The 26892-nt window shown below is 66.7% G+C and carries 23 protein-coding genes and 2 pseudogenes; 13 read left to right on the forward strand and 12 right to left on the reverse strand.

The window, feature by feature from the left end:
- Positions 1–375 precede the first annotated feature (375 nt).
- On the reverse strand, positions 376–1131 hold the full coding sequence (locus ACFXKA_RS10790) for a Mut7-C RNAse domain-containing protein (protein ID WP_379427006.1): 756 nt from the start codon (positions 1129–1131) through the stop codon (positions 376–378).
- A gap of 160 nt (positions 1132–1291) precedes the next feature.
- Between ACFXKA_RS10790 and ACFXKA_RS10795 the strand changes: the two genes are divergently transcribed.
- Both ACFXKA_RS10795 and bfr read left to right on the forward strand, forming a co-directional pair.
- On the forward strand, positions 1292–1483 hold the full coding sequence (locus ACFXKA_RS10795) for a bacterioferritin-associated ferredoxin (RefSeq protein WP_379427007.1): 192 nt from the start codon (positions 1292–1294) through the stop codon (positions 1481–1483).
- A gap of 56 nt (positions 1484–1539) precedes the next feature.
- Positions 1540–2019 carry a bacterioferritin gene (gene bfr, locus ACFXKA_RS10800; protein WP_379427008.1) on the forward strand — a complete coding sequence of 160 codons (480 nt, stop codon included), beginning with the start codon at positions 1540–1542 and terminating at the stop codon, positions 2017–2019.
- 29 nt (positions 2020–2048) lie between these two features.
- On the opposite strand, the pseudogene ACFXKA_RS10805 reads toward bfr, so the two are convergent.
- A pseudogene (locus ACFXKA_RS10805) lies at positions 2049–4790 on the reverse strand (aminotransferase class I/II-fold pyridoxal phosphate-dependent enzyme); the annotation flags it as partial.
- A gap of 290 nt (positions 4791–5080) precedes the next feature.
- Here ACFXKA_RS10805 and ACFXKA_RS10810 point away from each other — a divergent pair.
- Positions 5081–5563, forward strand: coding sequence for a hypothetical protein (locus tag ACFXKA_RS10810; protein WP_379427009.1), 483 nt, complete (start codon positions 5081–5083; stop codon positions 5561–5563).
- Here the strand turns inward: ACFXKA_RS10810 and ACFXKA_RS10815 are convergent.
- Entirely contained in the window at positions 5550–5810 is a 261-nt protein-coding gene (locus tag ACFXKA_RS10815; RefSeq protein ID WP_379427010.1) for a hypothetical protein, read from the reverse strand. The genes ACFXKA_RS10810 and ACFXKA_RS10815 overlap by 14 nt on opposite strands.
- Before the next feature lie 55 nt (positions 5811–5865).
- Here ACFXKA_RS10815 and ACFXKA_RS10820 point away from each other — a divergent pair, with 55 nt between their 5' ends.
- From ACFXKA_RS10820 to ACFXKA_RS10835, 4 genes and pseudogenes are all read left to right on the forward strand, one after another.
- Entirely contained in the window at positions 5866–6150 is a 285-nt protein-coding gene (locus ACFXKA_RS10820) for a hypothetical protein (protein WP_379427011.1), read from the forward strand.
- 111 nt (positions 6151–6261) lie between these two features.
- The gene (phoU, locus tag ACFXKA_RS10825) at positions 6262–6939 is read left to right on the forward strand and encodes a phosphate signaling complex protein PhoU (RefSeq protein WP_379427012.1); all 678 of its coding nucleotides are present in this window, start codon (positions 6262–6264) and stop codon (positions 6937–6939) included.
- Positions 6940–7178: 239 nt separating this feature from the next.
- A pseudogene (locus ACFXKA_RS10830) lies at positions 7179–7406 on the forward strand (ABC transporter substrate-binding protein); the annotation flags it as partial.
- A gap of 232 nt (positions 7407–7638) precedes the next feature.
- Positions 7639–10878, forward strand: coding sequence for a protein kinase (locus ACFXKA_RS10835; RefSeq protein ID WP_379427013.1), 3240 nt, complete (start codon positions 7639–7641; stop codon positions 10876–10878).
- A 14-nt stretch (positions 10879–10892) separates the two neighbouring features.
- Here the strand turns inward: ACFXKA_RS10835 and ACFXKA_RS10840 are convergent, their stop codons facing one another.
- The 4 genes from ACFXKA_RS10840 to ACFXKA_RS10855 form a co-directional block, all read right to left on the reverse strand.
- Positions 10893–11138 (reverse strand): hypothetical protein, encoded by a 246-nt coding sequence (locus ACFXKA_RS10840; RefSeq protein WP_354835812.1) that lies wholly within the window; start codon positions 11136–11138, stop codon positions 10893–10895.
- Positions 11132–11362, reverse strand: coding sequence for a hypothetical protein (locus ACFXKA_RS10845; RefSeq protein WP_379427014.1), 231 nt, complete (start codon positions 11360–11362; stop codon positions 11132–11134). The genes ACFXKA_RS10840 and ACFXKA_RS10845 overlap by 7 nt, the downstream gene beginning before the upstream one ends.
- Positions 11363–11595: 233 nt before the next feature.
- Positions 11596–13128: a GAF domain-containing sensor histidine kinase gene (locus ACFXKA_RS10850; RefSeq protein ID WP_379427015.1), complete on the reverse strand. Its 1533-nt coding sequence runs from the start codon at positions 13126–13128 to the stop codon at positions 11596–11598.
- A 255-nt stretch (positions 13129–13383) separates the two neighbouring features.
- A complete protein-coding gene (locus tag ACFXKA_RS10855) occupies positions 13384–14709 on the reverse strand; it encodes an amidase family protein (protein ID WP_379427016.1) in 1326 nt (441 codons plus the stop codon).
- Positions 14710–14828: 119 nt separating this feature from the next.
- Between ACFXKA_RS10855 and ACFXKA_RS10860 the strand changes: the two genes are divergently transcribed.
- Genes ACFXKA_RS10860 through ACFXKA_RS10870 form a run of 3 tightly spaced genes read left to right on the forward strand, consistent with a single transcriptional unit; the run spans position 14829 to position 17445 of the window.
- A complete protein-coding gene (locus ACFXKA_RS10860; RefSeq protein ID WP_379427017.1) occupies positions 14829–15461 on the forward strand; it encodes a DUF1989 domain-containing protein in 633 nt (210 codons plus the stop codon).
- The gene (locus tag ACFXKA_RS10865; RefSeq protein ID WP_379427018.1) at positions 15458–16579 is read left to right on the forward strand and encodes an NADH:flavin oxidoreductase; all 1122 of its coding nucleotides are present in this window, start codon (positions 15458–15460) and stop codon (positions 16577–16579) included. The genes ACFXKA_RS10860 and ACFXKA_RS10865 overlap by 4 nt, the downstream gene beginning before the upstream one ends.
- Positions 16576–17445, forward strand: a complete 870-nt coding sequence (locus tag ACFXKA_RS10870; RefSeq protein WP_379427019.1) for a polysaccharide deacetylase — start codon at positions 16576–16578, stop codon at positions 17443–17445. Before ACFXKA_RS10865 ends, ACFXKA_RS10870 begins: the two co-directional genes overlap by 4 nt.
- A gap of 7 nt (positions 17446–17452) precedes the next feature.
- Here ACFXKA_RS10870 and ACFXKA_RS10875 read toward each other — a convergent pair whose 3' ends face one another.
- Positions 17453–19018, reverse strand: a complete 1566-nt coding sequence (locus ACFXKA_RS10875; RefSeq protein ID WP_379427020.1) for a PucR family transcriptional regulator ligand-binding domain-containing protein — start codon at positions 19016–19018, stop codon at positions 17453–17455.
- Between the two features lie 106 nt (positions 19019–19124).
- On the opposite strand from ACFXKA_RS10875, the gene ACFXKA_RS10880 reads away from it, so the two are divergent.
- The gene (locus ACFXKA_RS10880; RefSeq protein WP_379427021.1) at positions 19125–20582 is read left to right on the forward strand and encodes a purine-cytosine permease family protein; all 1458 of its coding nucleotides are present in this window, start codon (positions 19125–19127) and stop codon (positions 20580–20582) included.
- Between the two features lie 29 nt (positions 20583–20611).
- On the opposite strand, the gene ACFXKA_RS10885 is transcribed toward ACFXKA_RS10880, so the two are convergent.
- Both ACFXKA_RS10885 and ACFXKA_RS10890 read right to left on the reverse strand, forming a co-directional pair.
- On the reverse strand, positions 20612–21586 hold the full coding sequence (locus ACFXKA_RS10885; RefSeq protein WP_379427022.1) for an aldo/keto reductase: 975 nt from the start codon (positions 21584–21586) through the stop codon (positions 20612–20614).
- Between the two features lie 255 nt (positions 21587–21841).
- Complete coding sequence (locus ACFXKA_RS10890; RefSeq protein WP_379427023.1) at positions 21842–22498, reverse strand: response regulator; 657 nt, start codon at positions 22496–22498, stop codon at positions 21842–21844.
- Positions 22499–22842: 344 nt separating this feature from the next.
- On the opposite strand from ACFXKA_RS10890, the gene ACFXKA_RS10895 reads away from it, so the two are divergent.
- Entirely contained in the window at positions 22843–23325 is a 483-nt protein-coding gene (locus tag ACFXKA_RS10895; RefSeq protein ID WP_379427024.1) for a Dps family protein, read from the forward strand.
- 141 nt (positions 23326–23466) lie between these two features.
- Entirely contained in the window at positions 23467–24351 is an 885-nt protein-coding gene (locus ACFXKA_RS10900; protein ID WP_379427025.1) for an NAD(P)-dependent oxidoreductase, read from the forward strand.
- 407 nt (positions 24352–24758) lie between these two features.
- Here ACFXKA_RS10900 and ACFXKA_RS10905 read toward each other — a convergent pair whose 3' ends face one another.
- Both ACFXKA_RS10905 and ACFXKA_RS10910 read right to left on the reverse strand, forming a co-directional pair.
- On the reverse strand, positions 24759–24998 hold the full coding sequence (locus ACFXKA_RS10905) for an anthrone oxygenase family protein (protein WP_379427026.1): 240 nt from the start codon (positions 24996–24998) through the stop codon (positions 24759–24761).
- 229 nt (positions 24999–25227) lie between these two features.
- Positions 25228–26550, reverse strand: a complete 1323-nt coding sequence (locus tag ACFXKA_RS10910) for a family 1 glycosylhydrolase (protein WP_379427027.1) — start codon at positions 26548–26550, stop codon at positions 25228–25230.
- Positions 26551–26892: the final 342 nt, after the last annotated feature.

Consider the following 26892-nt stretch of genomic DNA (forward strand, 5'->3'; position numbering starts at 1 on the left):
GGCCTGCCCGGCGCGCGCGTCCCCCCCCTCGGCCGGCTGCGGAACTTCTGGTCACGCGGGGGTGGGCTTGCACTGCACCAACGCCGGCGCGGCCCGGTGGTTGGGCCCCCCGCCGCTGTACGTTTGCCCCCGAACAGATCAGTCCCCGGTAGTCTCTATCGAAATCTCGAGTCTCAGTCGTCGCTGACCACTCGATTTTCCAATCGACTTGCCGGGGGCCTGGCCGAATCCTGTGGGCTCCACCGCTCATTTTGACGGACGTCTCCATCGCCATTGCGGCGTTCTCCGGTGTTTCGGTGTATACACAAGTGTCCTCCACCTTTGCCCGTAGTCAATACATGCGGGCACATCGGTGGCAATTTTTTTCTCGGCCCGCTACGGCGACCCGATCGCGGCGCGGATTCGGGCGACGAGGCTGTTCAGGCGGGGCTGATGCGAGCCCTGCCAGTAGATCCGGCCGCACTCCGGGCACTCGCGGAAGGTGTCGTAATAGCGGCGGGTGAGGGGTTGGAGCCGATCGATGATGTCCTGCTTGGGCACGTCGGTGAGCAGGCCGCCGCAGCGCAGGCAACGGGTGAAGGGGGCCAGCCGATCGGCCAGGTCGAGGCGGCGGATCACCTCCACCAGCTGTTCGAACGGGCGGTTCGAGCGGACGAAGACGCCGTGGGTCACGTTGCGCCGCTTCAGAAGTCCGCGGTCGCGGGTGAGCAGGATGCGATTCTCCGCGGCGGCCGTCGCGGCGAGAGTGGCGTCGTCGGCGTCCCACTCACAGCGAGCGTCGAGTCCCATCAGTCGCAGCAGCGGTCCGAGCCCGCCGAGATTGACATCGACGACGAAACGCGGATCACGCAGCGGATGGGGGCGTACCCGGGTCAGCGGGCCGATATCCAGCGTCTCGAACATCGGGTAGGCGACGAGCCGATCGCCCGGCTGCGGGTGGTGGCCGAAGCCTACGGATTCGCCGTTCACCAGGATCAAGTCGACCTCGGTGTGCGGGATACCGGCAGCCTCGACGACGTCTTTCACGGTCTGATGGGGACGGATCGGCCGAGGCTGCGCCGTGTACCGGACGTCCTGGTGCAGGAAGTCGTTCAGCTCGGCGTACACGCGCAGTTGAACACTGCCGGTCATATGACCATTGTCGGCCCCGGCAACGGCACCCGGCTGTCGAGCGGCGACCCCCGCGAGCGCGGCCTTCCCGATTCCCCCATCCGGTGCTATAAATTAGGGGAGGCTTACCTCTGAGTGGTGGGCCTCTTCGGAAAACAACTCCCGCCAGCGAGGCCCGCCCGTGTATGTCTGCATCTGCAACGCCGTCTCCGAAGACGATGTGCACGACTGCGTTTCGCGTGGCGCCCACTCCGTCCGACAGGTCAAACGCGCTTGCGGCTGGCGACCGGGCTGCGGCAACTGCGCGAGGCGACTGGCGGAGGTTTTCAGCCAGGCTCAGGCGTCGTCCGGCGCCGAGTCCTCAGCGGCCTGATCCGACACGCGCGCTCGCACCTCGCCGCCCCGTGTGATCTGTGCCACGATCACGCCATGAAGGGCGACAAGGACATCATTGCACTGCTCAATGACCAGCTGACGGCCGAACTCACCGCGATCAACCAGTACTTTCTGCATGCCAAGATGCAGGAGCACTGGGGCTTCCCGAAACTGGCCCAGCACACCCGCCACGAGTCGATCGACGAGATGCGGCACGCGGAAATCCTCACCGATCGAATCCTGTTTCTCGATGGGCTTCCCAACTACCAGAAACTCGGCCTGCTACGTATCGGACAGACCATCGCCGAACAGCTGCAGGCCGATCTGCAGATCGAAATCGACGCCGTCGACCGGCTGCGCCCGGGCATCGAGCTGATGCGCTCGCGAGGCGACGCGATCTCGGCTCGCCTCTTCGAACAGATCCTCGAGGACGAAGAGCAGCACGTCGACTACCTGCAGACCGAACTCGACCTCCTCGAGAAGCTCGGCGAAGCCCTCTATCTCCAGCGCTACACCGACGCCGCGGAGGACTGATCCTGCCTCGTCACAGTCGGCACACCATCGACCGTGGCGACACCCAGGCGCCGGGCCGTGAGCCGCGCGAGCGCGGCATCGGTGAAGACCGACAACCCGAGGTCGGGGTTGTAGCCGTGGATTTCCTTGACGTCGAGCTCGGCCAGGAAATAGAGGATCTCCCGCGAGATCACCTGACCAGGGACCAGCACCGGGAAGCCTGGCGGATAGGGGACGACGAACGTCGTCGACACCAGGGTCTTTCCCTGGGCGATCCGGCGCCCGGCCTCGCCGAGCAGGACGTGTTCGCGGTCGGACTCCTCATATCCGGCGTAGAAGGCCGATCGCATGTCGCCGAACGAGCTGGCGCCGTCGGGACGGAAGGCGGTGTCGAACTCGCTGAAGTCGGGTAGCGCGGGCAGATCCTTGGTGATCGCGTCGACCCGGCGCAGCTGCAGGGCGCGATCGGCCTTGCCGGCCGCGCTCTCGCTGCGCTCGAAGTCCATGGCGATCCGCCGCAGCACGTCGAGCAGGTACTGCACGCTCGACCAGGTGACGCCGATCGTGAAGATCAACAGCACGCTGTTGATCGAGGTCTTGTTGATCTGGATGCCGAAGCGGTCCATCAGGATCTTCCCGCGGAACTCGTATCCGTTCATGCCGGTCTTGCCGATGAACAGGGTGACCCGCGTCGCGTCGAGCACGAACTGATCGGACCGCCACGCCTCGTTCCACTCCGCCAGCCCACCCTGCCTGACCTGCCGGTACGAGCTGACCTCGGAGGCCCGGAACTCCTCGGGCACCAGGTCGGCCTCGTCCAGGATGCGGAACCACTTGCCGATCAGCCGGTCCTTGCGGACCCGGTGCCGGAAGACCAGCGCCATGTCGTAGACGTTGCGGACCAGCTGGAAGCCCTCGATGTCGACCTGCCGGCGCGCCAGGTCCAACGACGCCAGCAGTTGCTGGTTCGGCGACGTCGAGGTATGGGTCAGAAACGCCTCGGTGAACATCTCGCGGACGAGGGCGGCGAAATCCTGGTCGCGGATATGGATCATCGACGCCTGCCGAAGCGCCGACAGCGACTTGTGGGTGGAATGCGTCGCGTATACGCGCACCCGCGCCCGCCCGGGGTCGGGAAGCAGCCGGCGGTCGGCCCACTCGGCACGGTCCACGCCCTCCATCGACGCCTGCCACCGGCGGTACTCCTGGGCGTAACCGGGTGAGGACAATGTCGATTCGAGTTGCTCGGCGGCGACCATCGCGGTCCGCTGCCGGGCCCACGGCACCGCGGTCGCGAACGCGTACCACGCCTCGTCCCACAGGAAGCAGATGTCCGGCTTGATCGCCAGGACCTCCTCCATCACCCGCCGGGGGTTGTAGACGATGCCATCGAACGTGCAGTTGGTGAGCAGCAGCATGCGCACCCGGTCCAGCTGCCCGGCAGCCTCGAGGTCCAGCAACGCCTTCTTGATGGTGTGCAGGGACACCGCTCCGTAGATCGCGAACGGCGCGAGGGGGTAGGCGTCCAGGTACATCGGGTACGCGCCGGCGAGCACCAGGCCGTAATGGTGCGACTTGTGGCAATTGCGGTCGATCAGAACGATGTCGCCCGGCCGGGTCAGGGCCTGCACGACGATCTTGTTCGCGGTGGATGTTCCGTTGGTGACGAAGTACGTCTGATCGGCACACCAGGTCGCGGCGGCCTTGTCCATGGCCGCCCGGATCGTGCCGTGCGGGTCCAGCAGCGAGTCCAGCCCGCCGGAGGTGGACGACGTCTCCGCCATGAAGATGTTGCGGCCGTAGAACTCGCCCATGTCCTGCAGCGACTTGGAGTTGAAGATGCTGGCGCCGCGCGCGACGGGAAGGGCGTGGAATTGGCCGACCGGTGCGGCCGCATAGGCGCGCAGAGCATCGAAAAATGGTGTGGCGAACCGGTTCCGGATGCCGGCGAGCACTGTGCTGTACAGGTCGGTGACATCGTTGAGCCGATAGAACGTGCGGTCGTACACGTCCAGCTCGCCCTCGGTCTCCGCTGCGATCGACTCGTCGGTCAGCAGATACAGGTCGATATGAGGCCGCAGCTTCCGGATCCACTCACCGCATTCGACCCAGTCGTGGGTGCGGTCGGTCACGACCACGTCTTCGTTGGCGCCGAGCAGCGTGTTCATCAACGGCACCCGGTCGCGGGAACGCAGCGGCAGGTCATGCCGGATGATCGCCGCCTGAATCTCGCCGTTCAACGCGACGGCGGTGATGGCGTCCTCGATGCTCGTGACGACGAGCAGCTCGAACTGCACATCGTCGCACGGGTCACGAAGCGCCCGCAGGCTCTCCGCCAGGCTCTCGGGAGCCCCGGGCGGGGAATCGTCGCCGAGCACGACGGTATAGAACTGCTGCTGTTTGGTCCGAGCCACGAGCTCCTGATCGGCCAAGGGCGCGGAGGTGTCGAACAGGGCTGTGCGGTCGCCGTATTCGGAGAGCAGGCGCACGGCCAGCGACACCTCCTCGGTGAGCCGCGCCGTGGCCAGGTCGTCGACATATCTGTGAAACGCCGCCAGTCGCTCCGCTCCCGGATACAGCCAGTACCGCTCGTAGGCGCCGAGACGATCGAGCAGACGTCGCACCACGGCGGCCTCATGTGTGGTGTCCTGACCGGCACGGTCGACATCGGCCAGCTGACGGCAGGCGTCGTCGAGAAGATTCCAGGTATCGATTCGCGAGTACGACGGGTTGGCTACCGCCGCCAGCGCGGAAACACTGAGGCGTTTCGGTCGCTCACCGTCTCGGTGCATGTCGGTTCCGCCCCAATCAGTGCGGACGAGGTGGGTCTGCCGAAAACGGCAGATCGCTCTGGAACAGTCATCCCTGCAAGTATTGTGTCCCGTTGTCGAGCAAATTCCTAGCTCGCGTTCGGCGGCAGTGCGCCGCCACCGGGTTGCCCCGCGGCGACGCGCGGGGCGATGCCGTGAATATCGGATCTCGGGTTGTTTTACTGGCAGGGTGCTCGTTCAGGGCAGTCGTCAGCGCGTCGCCGATCTCGATGCACGCAGGAATCAGCAGGAACCAACTGTGAGGAGGGCTAGTGACGAACAACGTGATCCGCCGGGTTGCCGGCGCGGTCGGCAAGCTGGGTTTCGCGGGTGCCATGGCAAGTGCGCTGGTTCTGGGGCAGCACGCCGTCGCTCACGCCGCGGAGACGACCACGTTCCAGCTCCCGTTGATGGAAGTGTCCCAATCAATCGGAGGCCCCAGGCAGTTCACGATCGGCTTGACGGCGACCGTCGGCGAGCAACGCGGCGTCACCACCTTCGGTGTCGCCACCCCACCACAGTTCGACGGTGGCAGCATGCCCGACTCGGCCGTCCAGATCCACTGGGCGAACCTGACGACCGGAAAAACGGCGGTGACCGACCTGCCAATTCGAGCAATATCACAGCAATCCTGCGACTGCGCCCCGGCATCGGTGTCGGTGTTCACCGGAGCAGGCCGGATCGTCGCAGCCGCCACCGCCAACGGCGTCGCCATCAACCTGTCCTCGGGGCTGGGTACGTTCACGGCTTCTTGAGCCCAGAGGGCGGATGGGTGGTCGGTCGGAGCACGATGCTCCACGGGATGACGGTGCCGGGCTTGCGTGGATTCGGTTGCGGCAGACGGGAAAAGAACGGCGCGTTCTTCATCAGGCTGTCACCACTACGCCCCAGACGCTCGGCAATCACGACCGACACGATGTCGACCACCCACCAGGCGATCTCCTCGCGCCGGAAGTCCACTGCCAGTTGCCGGACCTCGTCGGGCCGCAGATACATGACCATTGCTCGGTACGTGTCGGCGGGCGTCTGCGGAGTCTGCGGTCTACCGTTCCCGGGTATGGCAAGCAGGGACATCGTGGTGACCGTCGGCGATGACGACTGGCTCACCTTGAAGGATGCAGCCGACGATGCGGGGATGAGCGTGGAGGCATACGTGTCCTGGGGCGTACGGCTACTGGCGATGCAGGCCAGACCCGGCGGGGCACCGCGACGCGAAAGCTACAGCGGCTCGACCGCGACCCGGCGCACCTACGACACCGCCGAGGTATCGGAGTCGGCGGCATGGGCGGAGACATTCACCGAGCGCTTATCGCACCGGGCCGACCGGCCCCACAGGGACTGACCGGCCCGCCGGGTTCCGTTTCTCGAGGGTCACGAAGTCCGGTGGCATTGCCCACCGTTAGCCTGTTTCTGCTGGTCAGCGCAACTGTCGTGGTTCGACGAAGATGGAGCCATGCGGACCGAGTATCACGAGAGTCTCGCTCGTCTCGCCACGCTGCTCGTGGCGATGAGTCTGCGCGATCGGACCGCGGTGGCGTCGGCGACGAACGCGTTGCTCAACGCCGACATCGAACAGGCCGAGCACGCTATCGACATGTGCACGGAGATCGAGACCATGCGTGATCACTGCGAACAGGCCGCCGTCGATCTTCTGGCCCGGCAAGCCCCGGTCGCCGGTGAACTGCGCCAGGTCGTGACCGCCCTCCAGCTCGTCGGCGACCTCGCCCGCATGGGCACCCTGGCCAGCCACATCGCCACCGTCGCCCGACGCCGGCACCCCGACCATGCCGTCCCGGACTCGGTCCGCCCCATTGTCGCGAGCATGGGTGCGGCTGCGGTTGCCATAGTCACCAGCGCCGCAGCGGTTTTGGAGTTTCGCGACCCCGACGACGCCGCGCAACTCGATCAGCAGGACGACGTGATGGACGAACTGCACCGCGAACTGTTCACCGTGGTACTCGCTCCGGACTGGCACGGCGGAGTAACTGCCGCTGTGGATCTCGCTCTGCTAGGTCGCTACTACGAGCGGTTTGCCGACCACGCCGTACAAGTCGGACGCCGCACCATCTTCCTCGCCACCGGCGAAAACCCACAAACCTGGCTCGCCGATCGCCAATCACTCGACACCTGACCGAGCGCGAGACCTCTGACACGGAATGCTTGTCCAACATCGCATAATCGGCATTCCAATGCGTTGGTAGGTCCTGGGGTCAGCTGCCCGATCGTCCCAAGAGGTTGTTCGGCTTCGGAACTCGAGGTGCTCCGCTCGCGAACCGGCCACGTGACGTGATCATCTGCGAAAGACGCTGTGTAACAGCACATTCGAGATGGCAGGTTTCTGATCATGCTGATCGTCGACGCACACTCGCCATCACCGGCGAGGCCATGATCGCGGCCCGCCCGGACATCCTCCTCGTCATGACCGACGGGCTCGATTCGATCGGTGGCACAACGGGATTGCTCAAAATCCCGGGCATCGCACAAACCCCCGCCGGGCACGCGCACCGGATCATCGACATGTCCGACAGTGTCCTACTCAGCTTCGGCCCCAACACCGGCAGAGTGCTGGCCGCACTGCGATCGGCGATATTCCGCTGATCGACAAGCAACCCCCTCGGATATCGAACATGCGATGCGGCGCCCGCACGTGCGAAGGACCCGTCCGGCTGCCACGCACCTTCATCGATGTCGGGTCCGCGGAGGGCTTCGCGCTGAAACGCTGAACGCGGACCCCTGACCGGGGCCTGGCGGCAGCGTACGAACATCCGGTCCGGACGAGCGCCGACGGAGATATTCTGGCTGGTGCCCGCTGGTAGATCACGAGTAACCGATGGTCGAGAACGATCCCTGCAAGACCCAGCGTGATGTCGGCGTCGATGTCATCACGGAGCTGAGAACTGCCGGTTTCGAGGACGCGGTGGAGATCGGGCGGGGCGGGTTCGGAGCGGTGTACCGGTGTCGCCAGGTCGGTGTGGATCGCACGGTGGCGGTGAAGGTGCTGACCGAGGAATTCGACGAGAATCGCGAGCGGTTCCTGCGCGAGCAGCGAGCGATGGGTCGGTTGACCGGACACCCGAACATCGTCGGCATGCTGGAGGTCGGTGCCACCGGCAGCGGTCACCCCTACCTGGTGATGCCGTACCACTCGTTCGGCTCGCTGCAGACGCGCATTCAGCGCGACGGCCCGTTGCCGCTGCCGGAGATCCTGCACCTCGGGGTGAAGATCGCCGGTGCGCTCGAAACGTCGCATCGCACCGGCGTTCTGCACCGCGATATCAAGCCGGGGAACATTCTGCTGACCGACTACGGTGAGCCGGCGTTGACGGATTTCGGGATCGCGCACATCACCGGCGGTTTCGAGACCACGACCGGCACGATCACCGCTTCTCCGGCTTTCACCGCACCCGAGGTGCTCAGTGGGGAGGCTCCGAGCCGGGCCTCGGATGTCTACGGGCTGGGAGCCACATTGTTCTGCGCGCTGACCGGTCACGCGGCCTTCGAGCGCCGCAGCGGTGAACAGGTGGTCGCTCAGTTTCTGCGCATCACCCAGCAACCGATTCCGGATCTGCGCGACAACGACATTCCCGAGGATGTGTGCACGCTGATCGAGGGTGCGATGGCGCGCAACCCGCTCGACCGCCCCACCGCCGCGGAGCTGGGAGACCAACTCCGGGAGCTCCAGCGCCGGTACGGCTTCCTGGTCGACCGCATGCCCCTGCGGGCCGAACCTGGAACCGAGTCCTACTCGGTGGCGACATCGGCGGACACGGCACCGAACGGCGCCGGGAATCTTCCGCTCGAGTTGACCAGTTTCGTGGATCGCCGCATCCAGGTGACCGAGGTCAAGAACCTGCTCGCCGGTTCGCGTCTGGTGACGCTGACCGGGATCGGCGGGGTCGGTAAGTCGCGGCTCGCACTGCGTGTCGCGCACAAGGTGACCGGAGAGTTCACCGACGGCGTGTGGCTGGTCGAGCTGGGCGATATGCGGGATCCGGCATTACTGATCGACATCGTCGCCACCGCGCTCGGCCTCCGCAGCAGAGGGGGCGGACCGATGCTCGACGTGCTGGTCGGATATCTGTCCACCCGCAACGTGCTGGTGGTGCTGGACAACTGCGAGCAGGTGATCGACGCGGTCACGGCACTGACCGAATCGCTGCTGAGGGCCTGTCCGGAGGTGCGGATTCTGGCGACCAGCCGCGAGGCTCTCAATGTCAGCGGAGAATCGGTGCTCACGGTGCCCCCGTTGACGATTCCCGATCCAGCGGTCAAGTCGGCATCGAGAGTTGCTCGTGAAGACGCCGTGGCCCTGTTCGCCGAACGAGCCGCCGCGGTGGTGCCCGGCTTCGAAGTCGACGACGACAACAGAGCCTGCGTGACCCGGATCTGTGCTCGCTTGGACGGACTCCCGCTGGCGATCGAACTTGCGGCGGCCCGGCTGCGCACGATGTCGCTCGACCAGATTCTGACCCGGCTCGACGACCGCTACGGTCTGCTGACTCGCGGACGGCGCGGCGCCCCGATGCGACAGCAGACCCTGGCCTGGTGCATAGGCTGGAGCTATGACCTGTGCACGCCGGACGAACAACGGTTGTGGACCCGATTGTCGGTCTTCGCAGGCGGTTTCGAGCTCGACGCCGCCGAACAGATATGCCGTGGCGACCTGACGCAATCGGAGTTGCTCGACTCCTTGTCCGCACTGGTCGACAAGTCGATTCTGATCCGCGAGGAAGTCGATCGAACTGTCCGCTTCCGGATGCTCGAGACCGTCCAGGAATACGGTAGGCACCAGGCTGAGGACGCCGGCGAGTACATGGATTCCGTTCGGCGACACCAGGATTGGTGCTTCGGTCTGGCGCTGCAGGCAGAGGCGGAATGGATCGGACCGCACCAGATGCAGTGGGTTGCCAGGCTGGAGCGGGAACTGCCGAATCTCCGTAAAGCACTGGAATTCGCGCTGTCCGAGGCGAACGAGGCAGCGTTGCGGATGACGATGGCCCTCTACCCGTTCTGGATAATGCGCGGACGGCTCAGCGAGGGCCGCCGCTGGGCCGCTCGTGCACTCACCCACACGGCCGGGGCGCGGACCATTGACCGGGCCAAGGCGCTCCATGCCGCCGAGGCAATGGCCACGCTGCAAGGCGACCTCGCCGATGCCACCGACAAACTGGCACAACTCAGGCACGTGGCCGAACAGACCACCGAACCCGTGGTTGGGGCTCTGCTCGCTCACTCTGCCGGCAACACCGTTCTGATGAGGGGCGACGCTGACGTGGATCACGCGCACAAGCTCGTGGCCGAAGCCGTCGAGATCTACGAAGCATTCGGTGAGCTCAGCCTGCAATTGGATGCGCTGATCTCCCTCGGATGGTCTTGCGCGCTCCTGGGTGACATGTCGCGGGCCATCCAATGCTTCGAGCGGGTGCTCGCAATCACCGAATCCGCCCACGAAACGATGCTCCGGTCCTGGACATTGTGGGCAGCGGGGTACACCGCTTGGCGCGGGGGCGAGCCCGACCGCGCTGCGCGCTTGCTGGAGGAGGGCATTCGGCTGGCCCGGCTGGCGGCGGATCCGCTCGTCGCCGCGGCCTGTATGGAGGCACTGGCCTGGGTCACGGCCGGGCAACACCCTGATCGACGCGCAGCTGTGCTGATGGGTGCCGCCGATTCGCTGGTGAGCGTTGCCGACAGCTCCGCCTTCGTGTTTCCCGTTCTGCGCGTTCACCGCGACGACTGCGTGCGCACCACCCGGGAGGCGCTCGGTGCGAGAGCATTCGAGGCGGCCCGCCAGGAAGGCGCCGCCATGACGTTCGATTCCGCTGTGGCCTTTGCGCTCGGCGAGCAGTCCAGCGCCGCCGCACCCGCCCAGGGTCCCGGTGCGACCCTGACGAAACGGGAGCGCCAGGTCGCCGAGCTCGTTGCCCGAGGTTTGTCCAACAGGGCGATCGCCGCCCAGCTCGTGATCTCACAGCGCACCGCGGAAGGTCACGTCGAACACATCCTGACCAAGCTCGGCTTCACTTCGCGCTTGCAGATCGCGACATGGGCGGCCGAGCAGCCCGAATCCTGAATCCGCTCACTCGGTTACCACCCGACAGGTTGCGGATCGAGGAACAATCGCTCATTCGGCAGGCGCGTTTCCGGCAGCGATTCCTCGAGCTCCTGCATGATCAATTCGATTGCACACCAGCACTTTCGGCGACAATCATGAATCAGATTCCGCGCGGCGGCCAAGGTTGCCCGGTAGTCGAACACCGTTCCGCCCAACCAGATCCGCACGTGCACATCGCCCTGGGCCGACAACCGGGCTTCCTCGGCACGGGTCAGCATCGAAGATCACCAGCCCTGATGTGGCCATCAACGCGCCACGCCGATGTCAACGCGTCCGACAATCGCTGCTTGAACCACCGCTGCTCCGAATTGTCGGATCGCCGGGTCCGCAGCCCTTCCTCGAGCAGCGTCATGAACCGCCGCCGGTCGACACCGAATGCCACCAACAGCTCGCCCGCGCTCGCACCACCGAACGGCGCCCACCGGATCGCGAATTCGATCACCGACCTCGCGTCCGGTTCGATCGATCTGCCGGACGTGAGAAACGCCAGCTGACTCAGCGCCGACCGAACCCAGAACGCGTCGCGACCTCGCTGCTGATTCCGTCCATCCATGATGTTCCCGAGCGGTAGTGGCTGACCTGTCCTCCACCACCTTCTTCGGGAAGCGCCGCTCGGACGACGGGATATCTACCTACCCCCATACCTGTTTTCTGCACGATCGGGCCCAGACGAGGCTATTCCTCGGATATCGCAGCCGAGGTCGCGAACGGGATGCCTGCCTGCAGCGACGTCCCCTCGCCCGGATGGCTGGTCAGCTCCATCCGGCCGCCGAGGGCTTCGATGCGATCTCGCAATCCGACCAGCCCGGAGCCCTTGGCCAGGTCGGCGCCGCCGATTCCGTCGTCTCGGATCGAAAGCTGGAGCTGGTGACCGACGGTGGTGATGCGCACGGTCACTTCGGTGGCCCGCGCGTGTTTGGCCGTGTTCGTCAGCGCCTCTGCCGCGATGTAATAGGCGGCTGTCTCGGTGGATTCGGGCATGGGCGTGCCGAGGTTCAGGTCGAGGTTCACCGGAACGGTGCAGCGACGGGCGAGCGCCTTCAGCGCCGGGCCGAGTCCGCCCTTCGACAGGATCGCCGGATGGATCCCGCGGCAGATCTCGCGGAGTTCGTCCGAGACGCCGACCAGGCCCTGCACGACGTCGGAAAGTTGCGCTTCGAGCGTGGTCAGCTCGGGTGGCACCGATGCCTCGGCGGTGCGGAGCGCGAGTCCCAACGAGACGAGGCGTTGTTGCGCGCCGTCGTGCAGATCACGTTCGATCCGGCGCCGTGCCTCGTCGGCGGCCGCGACGATGCGGGCGCGGGATGCGGTGAGTTCGGCCCGGGCCTCGGTATTCGCGATCGCGGTCGCGACGAGGTCCGCGAATTCGGCGAGGCGCTCCTCGGTGTCGGCCGGCAGGGGCCCGCGGCGCGACGATCCGGCGACGATCGCGCCCCAGAGGTGGCCGTCGACGACGATCGGCGCCCCGACGCCCGAGCGCAGACCCAGCTCACGGATGCGCGCGGCGGCGGAACCGGTCGCCTGGTCGTGGCTGTCCATCCGGGCGGTGCCGCCGGTGCGCAGCACCATCGCCGCGATGTTCTCGCCCTCGAGTGTGAACCGCTCGCCGACCGGCATCCTGGGCAGTCCGGGTTCGTCGCGTGCCGCGACGAACCTGCCCGAGCCATCGGGTGCGTAGCGGAACAGGGAGGCGTTGACCACGCCCAGACACCTGGCCGACTCGTACGCCACCGCGGAGAACACCTCCGACGATGTCGCACCGCGCGCGACCAGGGTGGCGACCCGCCGCAACGCGGCTTGCTGCTGGGCGACGAGGTCGGCGGCACGGCGGCGGCGATTCGCCTCCGCGGCATGCGATCGGGCCACTGCCGCAAGGGTATTGGCCAGAAGCGCCACGCAGAGGAAGACCGCGATGGTGACGCCGTTCTGGACTGCGGTCGGACTGGATTGCTCCGGCCAGTTCTGGAAATAGCCGAAGGCGATGGCGCTGGCGACCGATGTCGTCACCGCCAGGCCGAGTCCCCACACCGTCGACACCACCAGAACACCCAGCAGATAGACGACACCGAAGGCATTGCCGGGAGCGATCTGCCCGAGCCAGAGGACGAGAACCGACTCCGCCGCAATGAAGAACGCGGCCACCGCGACGCCCAACGGCAGGGGCGGGGTCGTCGGGCGCATCGACCACGACAGCACATGTGCACGCATCGAGAAGAGGGGCTTATCGGACTGGTAGCGCGCGGATTCTGCACCTGGCGTGGAAGTTTGCCAGTCGTGCACTTCAGACCGTTTCCACATCATCACCCAGCGTTCACGTCAAGCCGACGGGCTCGGACAAGGTCCTCGAATTGGATCTCGATCGTCACCTTGCAGCCTACGTACCGTCCGGCACCTGTTCGGCGATGGACATCGGAGTGGCGGGTCAGCGGCTCGCGACGCGGTCCGGGACGGCACGCACGGCCGTCACGGCGTCCGCGCGTTCACGAAGATGCGCCGCGCCCACTCGGCGTGCGCCAGCAGGTCGCCGTCGCGCCCGGACGGCAGCGACAGCAGCAGCCCACACGCGGGCCCGCCTGCCGAAGTCCCGACAGGCAGCGTAATTCCGCAGGTGCCCAGGTAGCTGAGGACCATCGTGGTGCGCAGAGTGGCGGCATTCGCGCTGTCGTAGCCGGCCGGGTCGCGGAGATCGGCCAGGCGTGGCGGTGGGTGACGCACGGTGGGGCACAGCAGTGCCGCTCCGTCGAGTTCAGCGGCGAATTCCGCGCGCAGGGCGCGCATCCTGGCGTACACCGGGGCGATGGAATCCGCTGTGTGCGAGTTGCTTTCGAGCCTTCGCCGGGTGGCGGGCTCGATCGGCAGGCCGGAGCCGAGACGGTGACGGTGCAGACGGTATGCCTCCGCGCCCACGATGGTGCCGCCACCGTCCATCAATTCCTGTGCAGCACTCAGCGATGCCATGTCGCGCCTGCGAATATCAGCTCCGGCGCGGCGGATTTCGGCAAGTGCGGCCTCGAAATCGGCGGCGATCCCAGGCGTGACGTCTTCTGTCCACTCGCCGCCGGGAACGATGAATCGACGAAGCGGCGAGTGCTCGCCGTGTCGAATGGGCGCGAAAATCCGGTCGAGAGCGATGATGTCGTTCACGCTGGTGGCGAGGATGCCGGTGCTGTCGAGTGTGCTGGACAGGGGCGCGAAGTCGTTCGCACCGTAGCGTCCCGGGCTGGCGCGATACCCGACGATTCCGCAGTAGGCGGCGGGCACCCGTACCGATCCCGAGGTGTCGGTGCCGACCGCCAGCGGGACGATGCCGCGCGCGACCGCCACCGCGGATCCGGATGAGGAGCCGCCCGGGACCAGCTCCGGGTCGACGGGATTGGCCGGGGTGCCGAAGTGGAGGTTGATCCCGAGACCGGAGAAGGCGAACTCGCTGAGGTTGGTCTTGCCGATGGTGACCAGCCCGCTGTCATGGGCGCGCCGGACGAGGCGGCTGTCCACCGCGGCGGGTTCGTCGTGCAGGTGGCCGGCCGAGCCGCTGGTCGTGACCGTGCCCTGGATATCGAAGACGTCCTTCCACGCGATCGGGACTCCGTCGAGCGGACCGCGCCGGGTGCCGCGCAGGCGGCGGCGATCGGCAGCCGCGGCCTGGTATCCGGCGCGCTCGGCGGTGACGGTGATGAGTACCGCGGTCGAATCCGATTGCTGGGCCCGGTCGACGGCGACGGCGGCCAGGTGGGCCGCGGTCGTGCCGCCCGCTGCGAGTGCCTGAGCCATGGCGGTGGCGGTGGTCATGGACAGGACGCTACCCAGCAGCATTTCCGCTTCGGTATGTAGGAAGATCCACCGAATTCCAATGATGCTGTGTGATCATCCATTTCAACAGCGCCCGGTCGTTCGGTTGACTGACCTCCATGACAGTGTTGAGCCATCCGGAGCCGATTACCGTGCCGGCGAGGCGAGCCCGAGCGGTGACCCTGAGCGCCGGTGAGCGGTTGCGGATCACCGACGTCGATGGCGGCCAGGTGGGTGATGTGTTCGCCTACAACGCCCACGACCTCACCGAGCACCACAGCGCCTCTCACACGCGCACCCACACCGCGCGACTGTTTCCCGCGCTCGGCGAGTCATTCGTGACCAACCGGCGGCGACCGATCCTCACGTATGCCGACGACACCTCGCCGGGTGTGCACGACATGCTGATCGCCGCCTGCGACCCGGAACGCTATGCGGCGTACGGGGATCCGGGACACGCCAACTGCGCCGACAATCTGCGCCACCTGTTGACCGAGCTGGGATACGGTGCGCCGCCGTTCATTCCGCAACCGATCAATGTGTTCATGCGCATTCCGGTAGCCGCGGACGAGAGCCTGACCTGGCTCGAGGCCGCCACCGCGCCCGGGGACGCCATCACCTTCCGCGCCGAAATGGACTGCCTGGTGGTGGTTTCCGCCTGTCCGCAAGACCACAACCCCATCAATGGGGCGCGGCCCACGCCACTGGCCCTGACCGTCCTTCCCCCGACCAGCGAGGAGAACCACCGATGACCACCACCGAACTCGCCCACCCCGCGCTCGAGCCGTTCGGGCTGGACACCCTGAAACTACGCAACCGATTCGCCGTGGCGCCGATGACCCGGGTCTCGGCCGCCCCCGATGGCACTCCCACCGCGCAGATGGCCGCGTATTACCGCGAATACGCGCTGGGCGGATTCGGCCTGATCGTCACCGAGGGCATCTATCCGGACGCCGCCCACAGCCAGGGTTACTTCAATCAGCCCGGCCTGGTCACCGAACAGCACGTCGCGGGCTGGCGCGCGGTGGTCGACGCCGTGCACGCGGCCGGGACTCCGATCGTCGCGCAGCTGATGCACGCCGGAGCCATTTCCCAGGGCAATGCGCACGGTTTCGAGACCATCGGGCCGTCCGCGGTGGCGCCCCGCGGGCAGATGATGGTCGATTACGGCGGAGTCGGTGGAGCGTGGAACGCGCCCCGGGAGATGACCGCGCACGACATCGACGATGTCGTGGCCGGTTTCGTCGCGGCGGCGGAGAACGCCCGCGCGGCTGGTTTCGACGGTGTCGAGATCCATGGGGCCAACGGCTATCTGCTCGATCAGTTCCTGACCGACTACACCAACCAGCGCACCGACGAATACGGCGGGCCGGTGCGGAATCGCATCCGGCTCACCGCGCGGGTGCTGCGTGCGATTCGTGACGCCCTCGGGGACTTTCCGATCGGAGTCCGGCTGTCGCAGACCAAGGTCAACGACTTCACCTATCGCTGGCCGGAGGGTGAGGCCGACGCGCGCACCATCTTCGCGGCCCTGACCGAGGCGACGTACCTGCACATCGCCAGTGAGGGCCGGGACTTCCTCGAGACCGCGAAACTCCCCGGCGGCACGACCGTCACCCAGCTGGCTCGGGAGGTGTCCGGCCGCCCGGTCATCGCCAACGGGGGCATGCACAATCTGCCCCAGGCCGCCGATGTGCTGACCGGTGGGCACGCCGACATCCTGTCGCTGGGTACGGGCGCACTGGCCAATCCGGACCTGCCGCGCCGGGTCGAGGCCGGGGCCGAACTCTCCTCGTTCGATCATGAGATGCTGCACCCCATGGCAACTCTGGACTGCGCCGCGGCCTGGCGCGAGCGCACGGGCGAATGAGCGCTCGGACCTGGACCCGCGGCGGGGCCGCGGTGGCGACGCTGACCTTCGACGTGGACGCCGAGACGCCGATCCTCGCCGAGGGCCGGCACTACGCCGAGCACCCCATGGTGATGTCACACCAGGCCTACGGACCGGATGTGGGGGTGCCGCGCATTCTCGACCTGCTCGACGAGATGGGTGTTCCCGCAACGTTCTTCGTACCCGGTTGGGTCGCCGAGCAACGCCCGGGACTGGCCGCGTCGATCGTCGAGCGCGGGCACGAGGTCGCGCACCATTCCTACAGCCACCGGCCGCCCACCTCGCTGCCCGCCGGCGCCGAGCGCGCCGATTTCGAACGCGCCCTGAAGGTATTCATGTCCCAGGGCATCGAGATCGCCGGGCATCGCGCCGCGATGTGGAGCGCCAGTCGCGAAACCCTTTCCCTGATAGCGGAATACGGCCTGGCCTACGACTCCTCGCTGATGGGCGATGACCGGCCGTACCACGTGGACACCCCACAGGGCTCGGTCATCGAACTGCCCGTGCACTGGTCGTTGGACGACTGGGAGCAGTACGCGTACCTGCCCGCACCGCGCATCGGCTCGGTCATCGAGTCGCCGGTCAAGGTCGAGCAGATGTGGCGGGCCGAGCTCGACGGCATGCGTCACTACGGCTGCCTGTTCAACGTGTGCATGCATCCGTTCCTGACCGGTCGTCCGGGCCGAATGCTGGCCCTGCGCAACCTGATCGCCTACGCCCAGGAATGCGGAGACGTCACCTTCGCCCGCTGCCGCGAGGCAGCGACCTGGGCACGGGAGGACGCCCACACTCCGGCCCGTCCCCTGCCTGCCTACGACGTGGACGAAGCCGTCTACCCGCGGTAGCACACGCTCACGGGCCCGGCGGTTCGGCCACCAGGGCCAGGTACAGGTCGATGGTGTCCTCGAGGCGATTGACATTGCGGCCGGTCAGCTCGGTGATGCGGGCCATGCGATTGCGCAGGGTGTTGACGTGGACGTGCAGGGCAGCGGCCGTGACCGCCCACTGGCCGTCGTGGGCGAGGAAGGTGCGCAGGGTGTGCTCGAGATCGGTGTGGGTGCGGGCGTCGTGGTCACGGATGACGCCCAGCACCTGCTCCGAGAACCGTTGCCGCACCTGGTCGTCGAGCAGGCCGAGCAGCATCCGGAAGGTCGCGATATCGGCGAAGACAGCGGTGTCCGGGCCCTGCTGCACTCGCAGGATCTGGCAGACCTCGCGGGCGCGCACCAGCGATTCCCGCAGCCCGCCGGCCGTGGCGATATCTCCCACGCCGATCACGACCCGGTCGGCGGAGACCCGTCTGCCGACCTCCGCGGCCAGGTCGCGGGCGAAGCGCGCCAACTCGTCCGCCGAGCGCTCCCACAGGCAGATGGACACCACATCCCGGCTGCCCGCCGCGGTGAAGACGGGTATGCCGTGGGTGGCGAAGAACGCGCCGATCGCGTGCGCGATATCGCCGGGCAGGGCATCGGCGTCGGAGGCGGCGACCGGTGCGGACACGAGCACTCCCAGCGGCCGGTCCGGCGGCACGCCATAGGCGCGCAGGCGGCGAATCACCTCACCGCTACTTCGGGGGCCGGAGAGGATCATCTCCAATAGCTCGGTGGCGAAACGCGCCTCGATGGCGTGTACGGCCTGCTGTTTGGTGACCTCCAAGCTCAGGAAGCGCGCCGCCTGGGCCAGCGCGTCCCGATCGGCAGCGGTGAGAGTCGCCGCCGGTTCCAGGCAGTAGAGCCCGGCGTCGATCTCCCCCATCGCACCCTCCACGAGATACAACGCCGCCGGTCCGGGCCCGAGCAGATCGACCTCGATCGGCGGCGGGGTGCGATTGAGCGCGGCCGCGGCCATCCGCACCTGCTCATCGGTGGGCTCACAGCCGATACTGGCCAGACGGCGACCTTTGCGGTCTACCACGAGCAGCGGCAATTCCGTTTCGCCACGCAGGATTTCGAGTACGCCCGCCGCACCGCTGCCGCGCGAGAGAGCGGTGGCGAGGGCGTCGCCACGATGGACAGTGGCAGTCAGTTCCGCCTGCAGCACCTCGTTCTGGATCCGGGCGGCCGCTCGGGTGAGCGCGGCGAACGGCACCCCGGCACACAGCTCGATGAGCGGCAATCCGTGCGAAAGGCACAGCGCGGCAAGCTCTTCGGGCAGCGACGGGGTTTGCGCCGTGAGCCCGAACACCAACCCGGCCGCACCCGCCCCCGCGACGGCCGCCACGAACCGGTCCGCCGAAACATGTGACAGCCACAGGCCATTGGTGAGCACGAGTTCGCCGGACCGGACATAGGGCGACGGGTCGGCGAGCTCCGTCGTGTGCAGCCAGTGGATCTCCGTCCCCAAGGATTCGGTGAGTTCCGCCGTCACGACTCGCAGCCCCAGGGCAGGATCCGCGACGAGTCGGCCAATAGTCAACACCTGGTGGAATGTACACGGAGAGCCGGTAATTGGTGGATGAACATCCATCCCTTCGCTGGCATTGACGGTGCTGTTATGAGGTACCTCACTACGAAGGAACTCCGCTATGTCCTCTCCGCAACCACCCGGCACCGCTGAGATCACGTCCCCCACCGATACCGGCGTCCGCTTCGACGAGCACGGCATCCTGCCCATTCCCGACCAGCAGCGCGACTGCTCATCCTGGGAACTGTTCTGGATCTGGTGCGGCGCGAATATCGCTCCCATCAACTGGGTGCTCGGTGCGCTCGGCATCACCCTCGGGCTCAGCCTGTTCGAGACCCTGATCGTCGTTGTGGTCGGAAATCTCTTCGGCTGCGCGATATTCGGCCTGTTCAATGTGATCGGTCACCGCACTGCCGTCAATCAGATGGTGCTGGGGCGCTCGGCCTTCGGTATCAGCGGCGCGGCGCTGCCGGCCATCGTGCAAGGTCTGCTGACCATGGCCTGGGTCGGCGTGAACAGCTGGGTGGTGCTCGACCTGGTACTGGCCGTACTCGAGCAGATAGGCATCCGAGGTGGTCTGGGGCTGAAAATCGCTGTGGCGGCGGTCATCATGGCCGTGCAGCTCGCCCTCGCGCTGTACGGCTTCTACGCCATCCGCGCCTTCGAGAAGTACACGGTACCGCTCACTGTCGCGGTCATGGTGGTGATGACGGTGGTGGCGCTCGCCCGAACCCACCTCGACTGGTCACCTGCCAAGGCCGACTCCCCCGCCGAAAAGCTCACCGCCATCACGCAGCTCGTCACCGCCATCGGCGTCGGCTGGGGCTTGACCTGGATCCCCTACGCCGCCGACTACAGCCGCTTCGCCCGCCCGGAGCTGCCCGCCCGGACCGTCTTCTGGGCTTCGGCCTCCGGCATGTACATTCCGACGGTCTGGCTCGCTGCCCTCGGCGCCTGTCTCGCCAGCGCCGGCGGCAGCGCCGACCCGTCCACCTTGGTCGTCGGCACCTTCGGTGCCCTCGCGATCCCCGTACTCCTGCTGATCATGCACGGCCCGATCGCCACCAATATCCTCAACCTCTACTCGTGCTCGCTGGCCGCCCTGACCATCGGCATCCGCACCGCCCGGTGGAAGATCACCCTCTTCGCCGGTGCGATCGCCGCTGTCGTTCTGGCGATCTTCATCAACTCATCGAGCTTCGCCCACGCCTTCGACAATTGGATGGTTTCCATACTCATGTGGATCAGTCCCTGGATGTCCATCCTGCTCGTCGATTATTTCCTGATCCACCGCCGCACCCCGTCGATCCCCGACCTGTACCGCGATGCCACGATCTCGGCCTACGGCAAGGTCAACATCCCCGGCCTGGTAAGTGTCGTGGCCGGCTTGCTCGCCAGTTGGAGTTGGCAATACGGTCTGGTCCCCGCGATGCAAGGCCCACTTGCCAAGGCCCTGGCCAATACCGACTTCTCCTGGCTATCGGGCAGTCTTGTCGCCGGTGGGCTCTACGCCTTCCTCACCGCCGCCCGTCGGCGGCGCCGCCCGACGGGCTCGTGCCGAGAGCGCGGGCGAGCGTGAACGTGCCGGCGCCGGTGACGGTCACCAGCTCACACACTCTCCGGAGACGGCCCGGCGATCGGCATGGCCCAGGCCATGATCTTGTCGATCTCGTCCAGGTCGGAATCGTCGAGCACGATGTCCGCGGCGCGGAGGCTGTCCTGGATATGGCCGGCCTGCCGGGCGCCGACGATCGCGACCTGTACGGCGGGATTGGCCAATGTCCAGGCGATCGCCAGTTGACCGACCGTGATGTTGTGGTCGGCGGCGAATGTCTCCAGTTCCCACAGGGCTGTCAGATTCTGCCGGTAGACGTCGCCGGTGAAGTCGGGGCTCGTGCTGCGCCAGTCGTCATCGGCGAATGTCGTATCTCGATGCAGCGTTCCGGTCAGCAAGCCATGTGCCAGCGGCCCGTACACCAGCACGCCGACGTTCTGAACCCGGCAGTACGGCAGCAGGTCGTCCTCGATGTCCCGCCGGAACAGGTGGTATGGCGGTTGCACCGTCTCCACCGGCAGCACGGCGGAGAATTCCGCGATCTGCGCCGGGCTGTAGTTCGAGACCCCGACGTGGCGGATCTTGCCCGCGGCGACGAGGTCGGCCAGCGCGCCCGCGGTCTCGGCGGCCGGCACGGCCGTATCCGGCCAGTGCACCTGATAGAGGTCGATGTGGTCGACGCCGAGCGCGGCCAGGCTGGCCTCGACTCCCCTGCGCAACCAGTCGGGGCTCGCGTCGCGGACCAGGCCGGCTTCGGTCCTGCGCAGCCCGCCCTTCGTGGCGATCACGAGTTCTTCACGGGCGCTGGCGAGTTCGGGGCGCAGCGCCCGGCCCAGGATCCGTTCGGACGCACCGAAGCCGTATGCCTGCGCGGTGTCGAAGAAGTTGACGCCGAGATCACGGGCGCGCCGGATCGCCGTGATCGCGGCGTCCTCGTCGAACCGCCCCCAATCACCGCCGAGTTGCCAAGTGCCGAAGGCAATTCGGGAAACGTGCAGTCCGCTTCTTCCCAAAATTGTTGTCTTCATGTCGCTCTCCGAATCTCTGTAGGGGTCTTGCTGCCTACTGTCGCGCTTCGGAAGGCGCCTGTCGCCACGGCCAGCGCCCATCGACGATTCCTGCCAGCAGCAATCCCGGCCTTCCCGGCAGCTGCACCTGCCCTGCGTTGCGCAGGACGGCGGCCCTGCGTCGGCGCAGCACGGCGGCCCTGCTGCGGCGCAGCCCGGCGGCCCTGCGTCGGCGCAGCACGGCGGCCCTGCTGCGGGGCGCGGGAGCGGCCCGGGTCAGCGCGACTCGAGGAAGGTGATCACCGCCAGCACCCGGCGATGATCGTCGTGGGTCTCGGCCAGATTCAGCTTGGTCAGGATGCTGCGCACGTGCTTCTCGACGGTGCCTTCGGTGACCCACAACTGCCGGGCGATGCCGGCGTTGGAACGCCCCTGCGCCATCAGGGCCAGCACCTCGTGCTCGCGTGCGCTGAGCGCTGCGAGCGGATCGTTGCGCCGGCGGGCGGACACCAACTCCGTCACCAGCGCCGGATCGACGACCGCCGCGCCCTTGGCGATTCGCTGGAGCGTGTCGATGAAATCCTCCACATCGGTGACCCGGCTCTTGAGGAGGTAGCCGATCGCCCGGCCGCCGGCCAGCAACTCCATCGCGTGCTCGACATCCGAGTGGGCCGACAGCACGAGAATGCCGGTTTCCGGGAATTCGTCGCGGATCGCGCGGGCCGCGTCGAGCCCCTCGGTGGTGTGGGTCGGCGGCATTCGAATGTCGACCACCACCAGATCGGGCCGCGCGTCCCGGACCAGCTCCAGCAAGCGCGAGGCGTCTCTGGCCTGGGCCACGACGTCGAAACCCGAACGCGTGAGCAGGCTCGCCAACCCCTCCCGGAGCAGCACATCGTCATCGGCCAGCAGCACCCGCAACGGAGTCGTCACTGAACTCTCGCCTTCCTTGCTCCGGACATGGATGGCCGATAGAGGTCGAGCATAACCGGGCCGATTGCAGGTAGCCGCCATACCCACTGTGGTGCTGGCCGGGAGCACCGATGGATGTCAGCAGCGACGACACCGGCTCGGGTGACAGCGATTCTGGAAGTCCCAGAAGGCAAACCGAGGAGCTGATCGGTGATGGGGATGTTCGCACCACCAGAAAGGCAAGACCATGACCAACACGGCGCCCAGAGCGACGACGACCGATGCCGGTATCCCGGTACAGAGCGACGAGCACTAAACCTCTGGCCCGAATAGTCCACCACCCCAACACATTCAGGAGCACCATCATGACCACCCACATGGAATCGGCAATCGCGTTTCGCGCGTCGTCACGACTGGCCGGCAATCTGCAGCAGGTCCTCGTCGAGCTCACCGCTCTCCACCTCAACGGCAAGCAGGCGCATTGGAACGTCGTCGGTCACAACTTCCGTGACCTGCACCTGCAGCTCGACGAAATCGTCGATGCCGCACGCGAAGCCGGTGACACCATCGCCGAACGGATGCGCGCCCTCGACGCGGTGCCGGACGGCCGGCCCCAGACGGTCGCGGCGACCAGCCTCCTGCCGGAACTCCCGGCCGGTGAGCAGCACACCGCCGTGATCGTCGACCTGATCACCACACAGATTCGCGACGTGGTGGCGACACTGCGCGCCGTGCACGACGACACCGATACCGAAGATCCGTCCACCGCGGACCTGCTCCATGCCGTCATCCATCAACTCGAGAAGCAGGCGTGGCTGCTCAGCAGCGAAAACCGCACCGCGGGATAGACAGCGGCGATGTCGGACGAGGCGATGTCGGACGAGGGGAGGACGATGGATCGGGCTCGGTCCGCCCGGCCCCACTGGCCTTCGACCTGGAGACGGCCGCCGCTCACCCGGTCGGCCGACGACGACAACGAGGAGTGTGTGATGACCGGAATGACAGTTGGTTTCATCGGGCTCGGCGCAATGGGACAGGGCATGGCCGCCAGCCTGCTGCGGGCCGGCCATCGGCTCCGGGTCTGGAACCGCTCCCCCGAGCCGGTCGCCGCGCTGGTCGCCCAGGGCGCCGACGCGGCCGGAAGCCTCGCTGACGTGTTCGCCGCCGAGGCGGTCGTGTCCATGCTGGCCAACGACGACGCCGTCGAACAGCTGCTGCTCGACCCGGCGCTGCTGGCCGGCGCGAAGGCCGCCGTGCACGTCAACATGGCGACAGTCTCGATCGCGCTCGCCGACCGGGCCGCGGCCCTGCACACCGAGCACGGCATCGGATACGTCGCCGCGCCCGTCCTCGGCCGGCCCCAGGTCGCCGCCGCCGGCGAACTGAACATCCTCGCCGCCGGCGGTGACACGGCGCTGGCGCAGGCGGCACCGTTGCTGTCCGCGATGGGCCGGCACACCTGGCCTTTCGGCACCCGCCCCAGCCACGCCAACGCCGCGAAGATCAGCGCCAACTTCCTGATCGCCTGCGCCATCGAGTCCATGGCCGAGGCGTGCAGTTTGGCGGAGTCCCACGGTGTCCGGCCCGCCGACCTGGTCGAAATGTTCAGCGGCACACTGTTTCCCGGTCCGATCTACACCGGCTACGGCGCGATGGTCGCCGAGCGCCGCTACGAACCGGCCGGCTTCCGGCTGCCACTCGGTCTCAAGGACGTCAACCTGGCCCTGACCGCCGGCGCCGCGGCGAACGTCCCGCTGCCCTTCGGCAGCGTGCTGCGCGACGCCTTCCTCGACGCCCTCGCCCACGGCGACGCCGACAAGGACTGGGCCGCCGTTGCCGCCGTGGCCCGCCGCCGGGCCGGCCTTCCGGCGTAGCCGAGGCAGCCCCTCGGCACCACAACTCGGCTGGTCAACGACCTATAAACCGGAACTGCAGACATCGAACCGGTCCCACGGAGTAGCGTGCGATCCATGAGCGCATGCGAGGTTTGCGGTAACGATTACGCGATGCCGATCGTCGTCGAAGCTCAGGGAGTACGGCACGTTTTCGACTGCTTCGAATGTGCGATCCACCGAATGGCACCCATCTGCGAGCACTGCGAATGCAAGATCATCGGTCACGGCGTGGAGGCAGACGGCAGGTTCTTCTGCTGTGCGCACTGCGCCCTGTCCGAGGGTGCCAGAGGCCTGGTCGACCACATCTGAAATCCCCAACCCGACAACGAGAACGGGGCCGAAGCCGCACAACCCGCGGCTTCGGCCCCGCCGGGATCATCAGGCGCTCAGATCGCCAGGAAGAACAGCACACTCGTGGCGAGCGCTGCGGTGAGGCGGCCGACGTTGGAGGCGTGGAAGCGGCCGATTTCGGTGCGGACATCGTCCGGTACGGCCTCGGCTTGGCTCCATTGTGCGACGGCTTGGTAGATCGGCAGGTTGAACACGGCGGTCCACACGAAGAAGCCGATCAGGAACACGCCGCCGCCGGTCAGGGCGCAAACCTTGGCACTGGTGTCCGGTTGCATGGAGGAACGCCATCCAGACGGCGCTGATGTTGGGGATGATCGTGAGCGTGGACAGCACGCGGTTGGTGGCGGCGTGTTGGAGGAAGTTCTGGAAGCTGCGTGCTGCGTCGGCGTCGCTCTGCTGATTCCACATGCCGCGCATGACGGTCGAGAGCGTGGTCATCAGGCCAATCAGCATGGCAGCCGGCAGGTGGGGTCGGTCGAGCATCGAATGTCGTCCATGTGGTGCTCAGGGTGCTGTGACCGGGGTGTTGCAGCTGGCGGGGGGATCGACCAGCTCGCAGTCGGCGGGGGCGCGGACCGGTAGGTACTCGGCGGCCACGCCATTGTGGGCGATGATGTCGCGGTAGGCGTCGACCGCGTCGGTGGGTACGCGGTTCAGGGCCGGGTCGCTGCGCACGTTCACGGTGTAGAGGCCGAATCGTGGTGTGTAGGAGCCCCATTCGTAGTTATCGGTCAGGCTCCAGTAGTTGTAGCCGATGAGGTTCATGCCGTCGGTCTTCGCGCGCTGCAGCCAGTAGACGGTGTCTCGCAGATGCTCGGAGCGGGTGTAACCGTCTGCGCGGGGTTGCCCGTTCTCGGTGGGCATGCCGTTCTCCACGATCCATAGTGGCTTGCCGGGAAACCGTTGCGAATAGTGTTGCAGCGCAAAGTAGATACCCTCGGGCCGGACCGGAAGATCCCACATTCCCGCCGGGGCGGGCGCCGAGCCCCCGGGCGTGTTCGCGGCGGCGAGGTCCGGTGGTTGGTAGCCGAAGTAGTAGTCGATGCCGATGAAATCGAGTCTGTCGCCGATGCGTTCCAGCAGAGGTCCGTTGAGCTGGGACTCCGCCCCGGCAACGTAGCCGACATTGCTGGTCACCAGCGCGTTCGGCTGCACCTGATGGATATAGTCGTAGATGCTGTTGTGCGCCTGCGCCACCTCGTTCAGCATCCGGTCGGCATCGGTCCGGTTCTGACGTACCTCGTGCATGATGTAGGCGACCGGCTCGTTTATCGTCACCCAGATCGGGTTGCGAGCCGCGTAGCGGTCGACCACCTTCCGCATATTGGTGAGCCAGTCCGCCACCATCCCGGGATTGCGCCAGCCGCCCACGTCCGCTTCCCAGCCCGGATACACCCAGTGGTCCAGCGTCAGCATGGGGCGCATACCGGCTGCCAAGATGGCGTCGATCACGTCGTCGTAGAAGGCGAAGGCGGCCAGATCCCATACTCCCGGTTGGGGTTCCAGCCGTGCCCATTCCACCCCGATCCGAAACACCTTGACGCCGAGGTTCTCGGCCAAGGCGATATCCGACCGGAACCGGGAATGGAAATCGACGGAATCGCCGAGCCGATCCCAGCCCGGATTGTCTTCGATGTAATGGGTCCAATTGCTGTCGGGTGACTGGCCTTCGGATTGGAATCCGGAGGCCGCCACACCCCAGAGAAAATCGTCGCCGAGCACGCCGATGTGTCTTTCCGGTGCGGTGCGGGCGGCCCCGGGCACCAGGAGCAGGGTGGCGGCCATGACCAGCCCGGCCGCGACGAGACAGCGAAATCGAGTGCGCATCAGCACTTCCCCAGGACCAGTACTCGAAATGAGTGAACGCGGTTACTTACTCCTGGATAGCTGCGATTCGTCTCGGGAATATGCCAGGCCGATAGTGGTTTGGCACAACCACGGTCGAGATCCGTGCCAATGCCTTGTGACGGCTGGAGCTGCGCCCGCGCGGGGCAAGCGTTCCAACAGTGGCGTGAAGATCCTGTGTCCCAACGTCTACAGTGCGTTCGCCGGCAGACGCGGGCTGACCGTGCGGCCGCGCTCACCGGTCCATGACGACCTGGTCCGCCGCGGCACTCACAAAAACTGAATCACGATCATTTCAGAAACTGGTCCACTGACCATTTCACC

The organism is Nocardia sp. NPDC059228 (assembly GCF_042754245.1).
In the GTDB taxonomy this organism is placed as follows: Bacteria; Actinomycetota; Actinomycetes; order Mycobacteriales; family Mycobacteriaceae; genus Nocardia.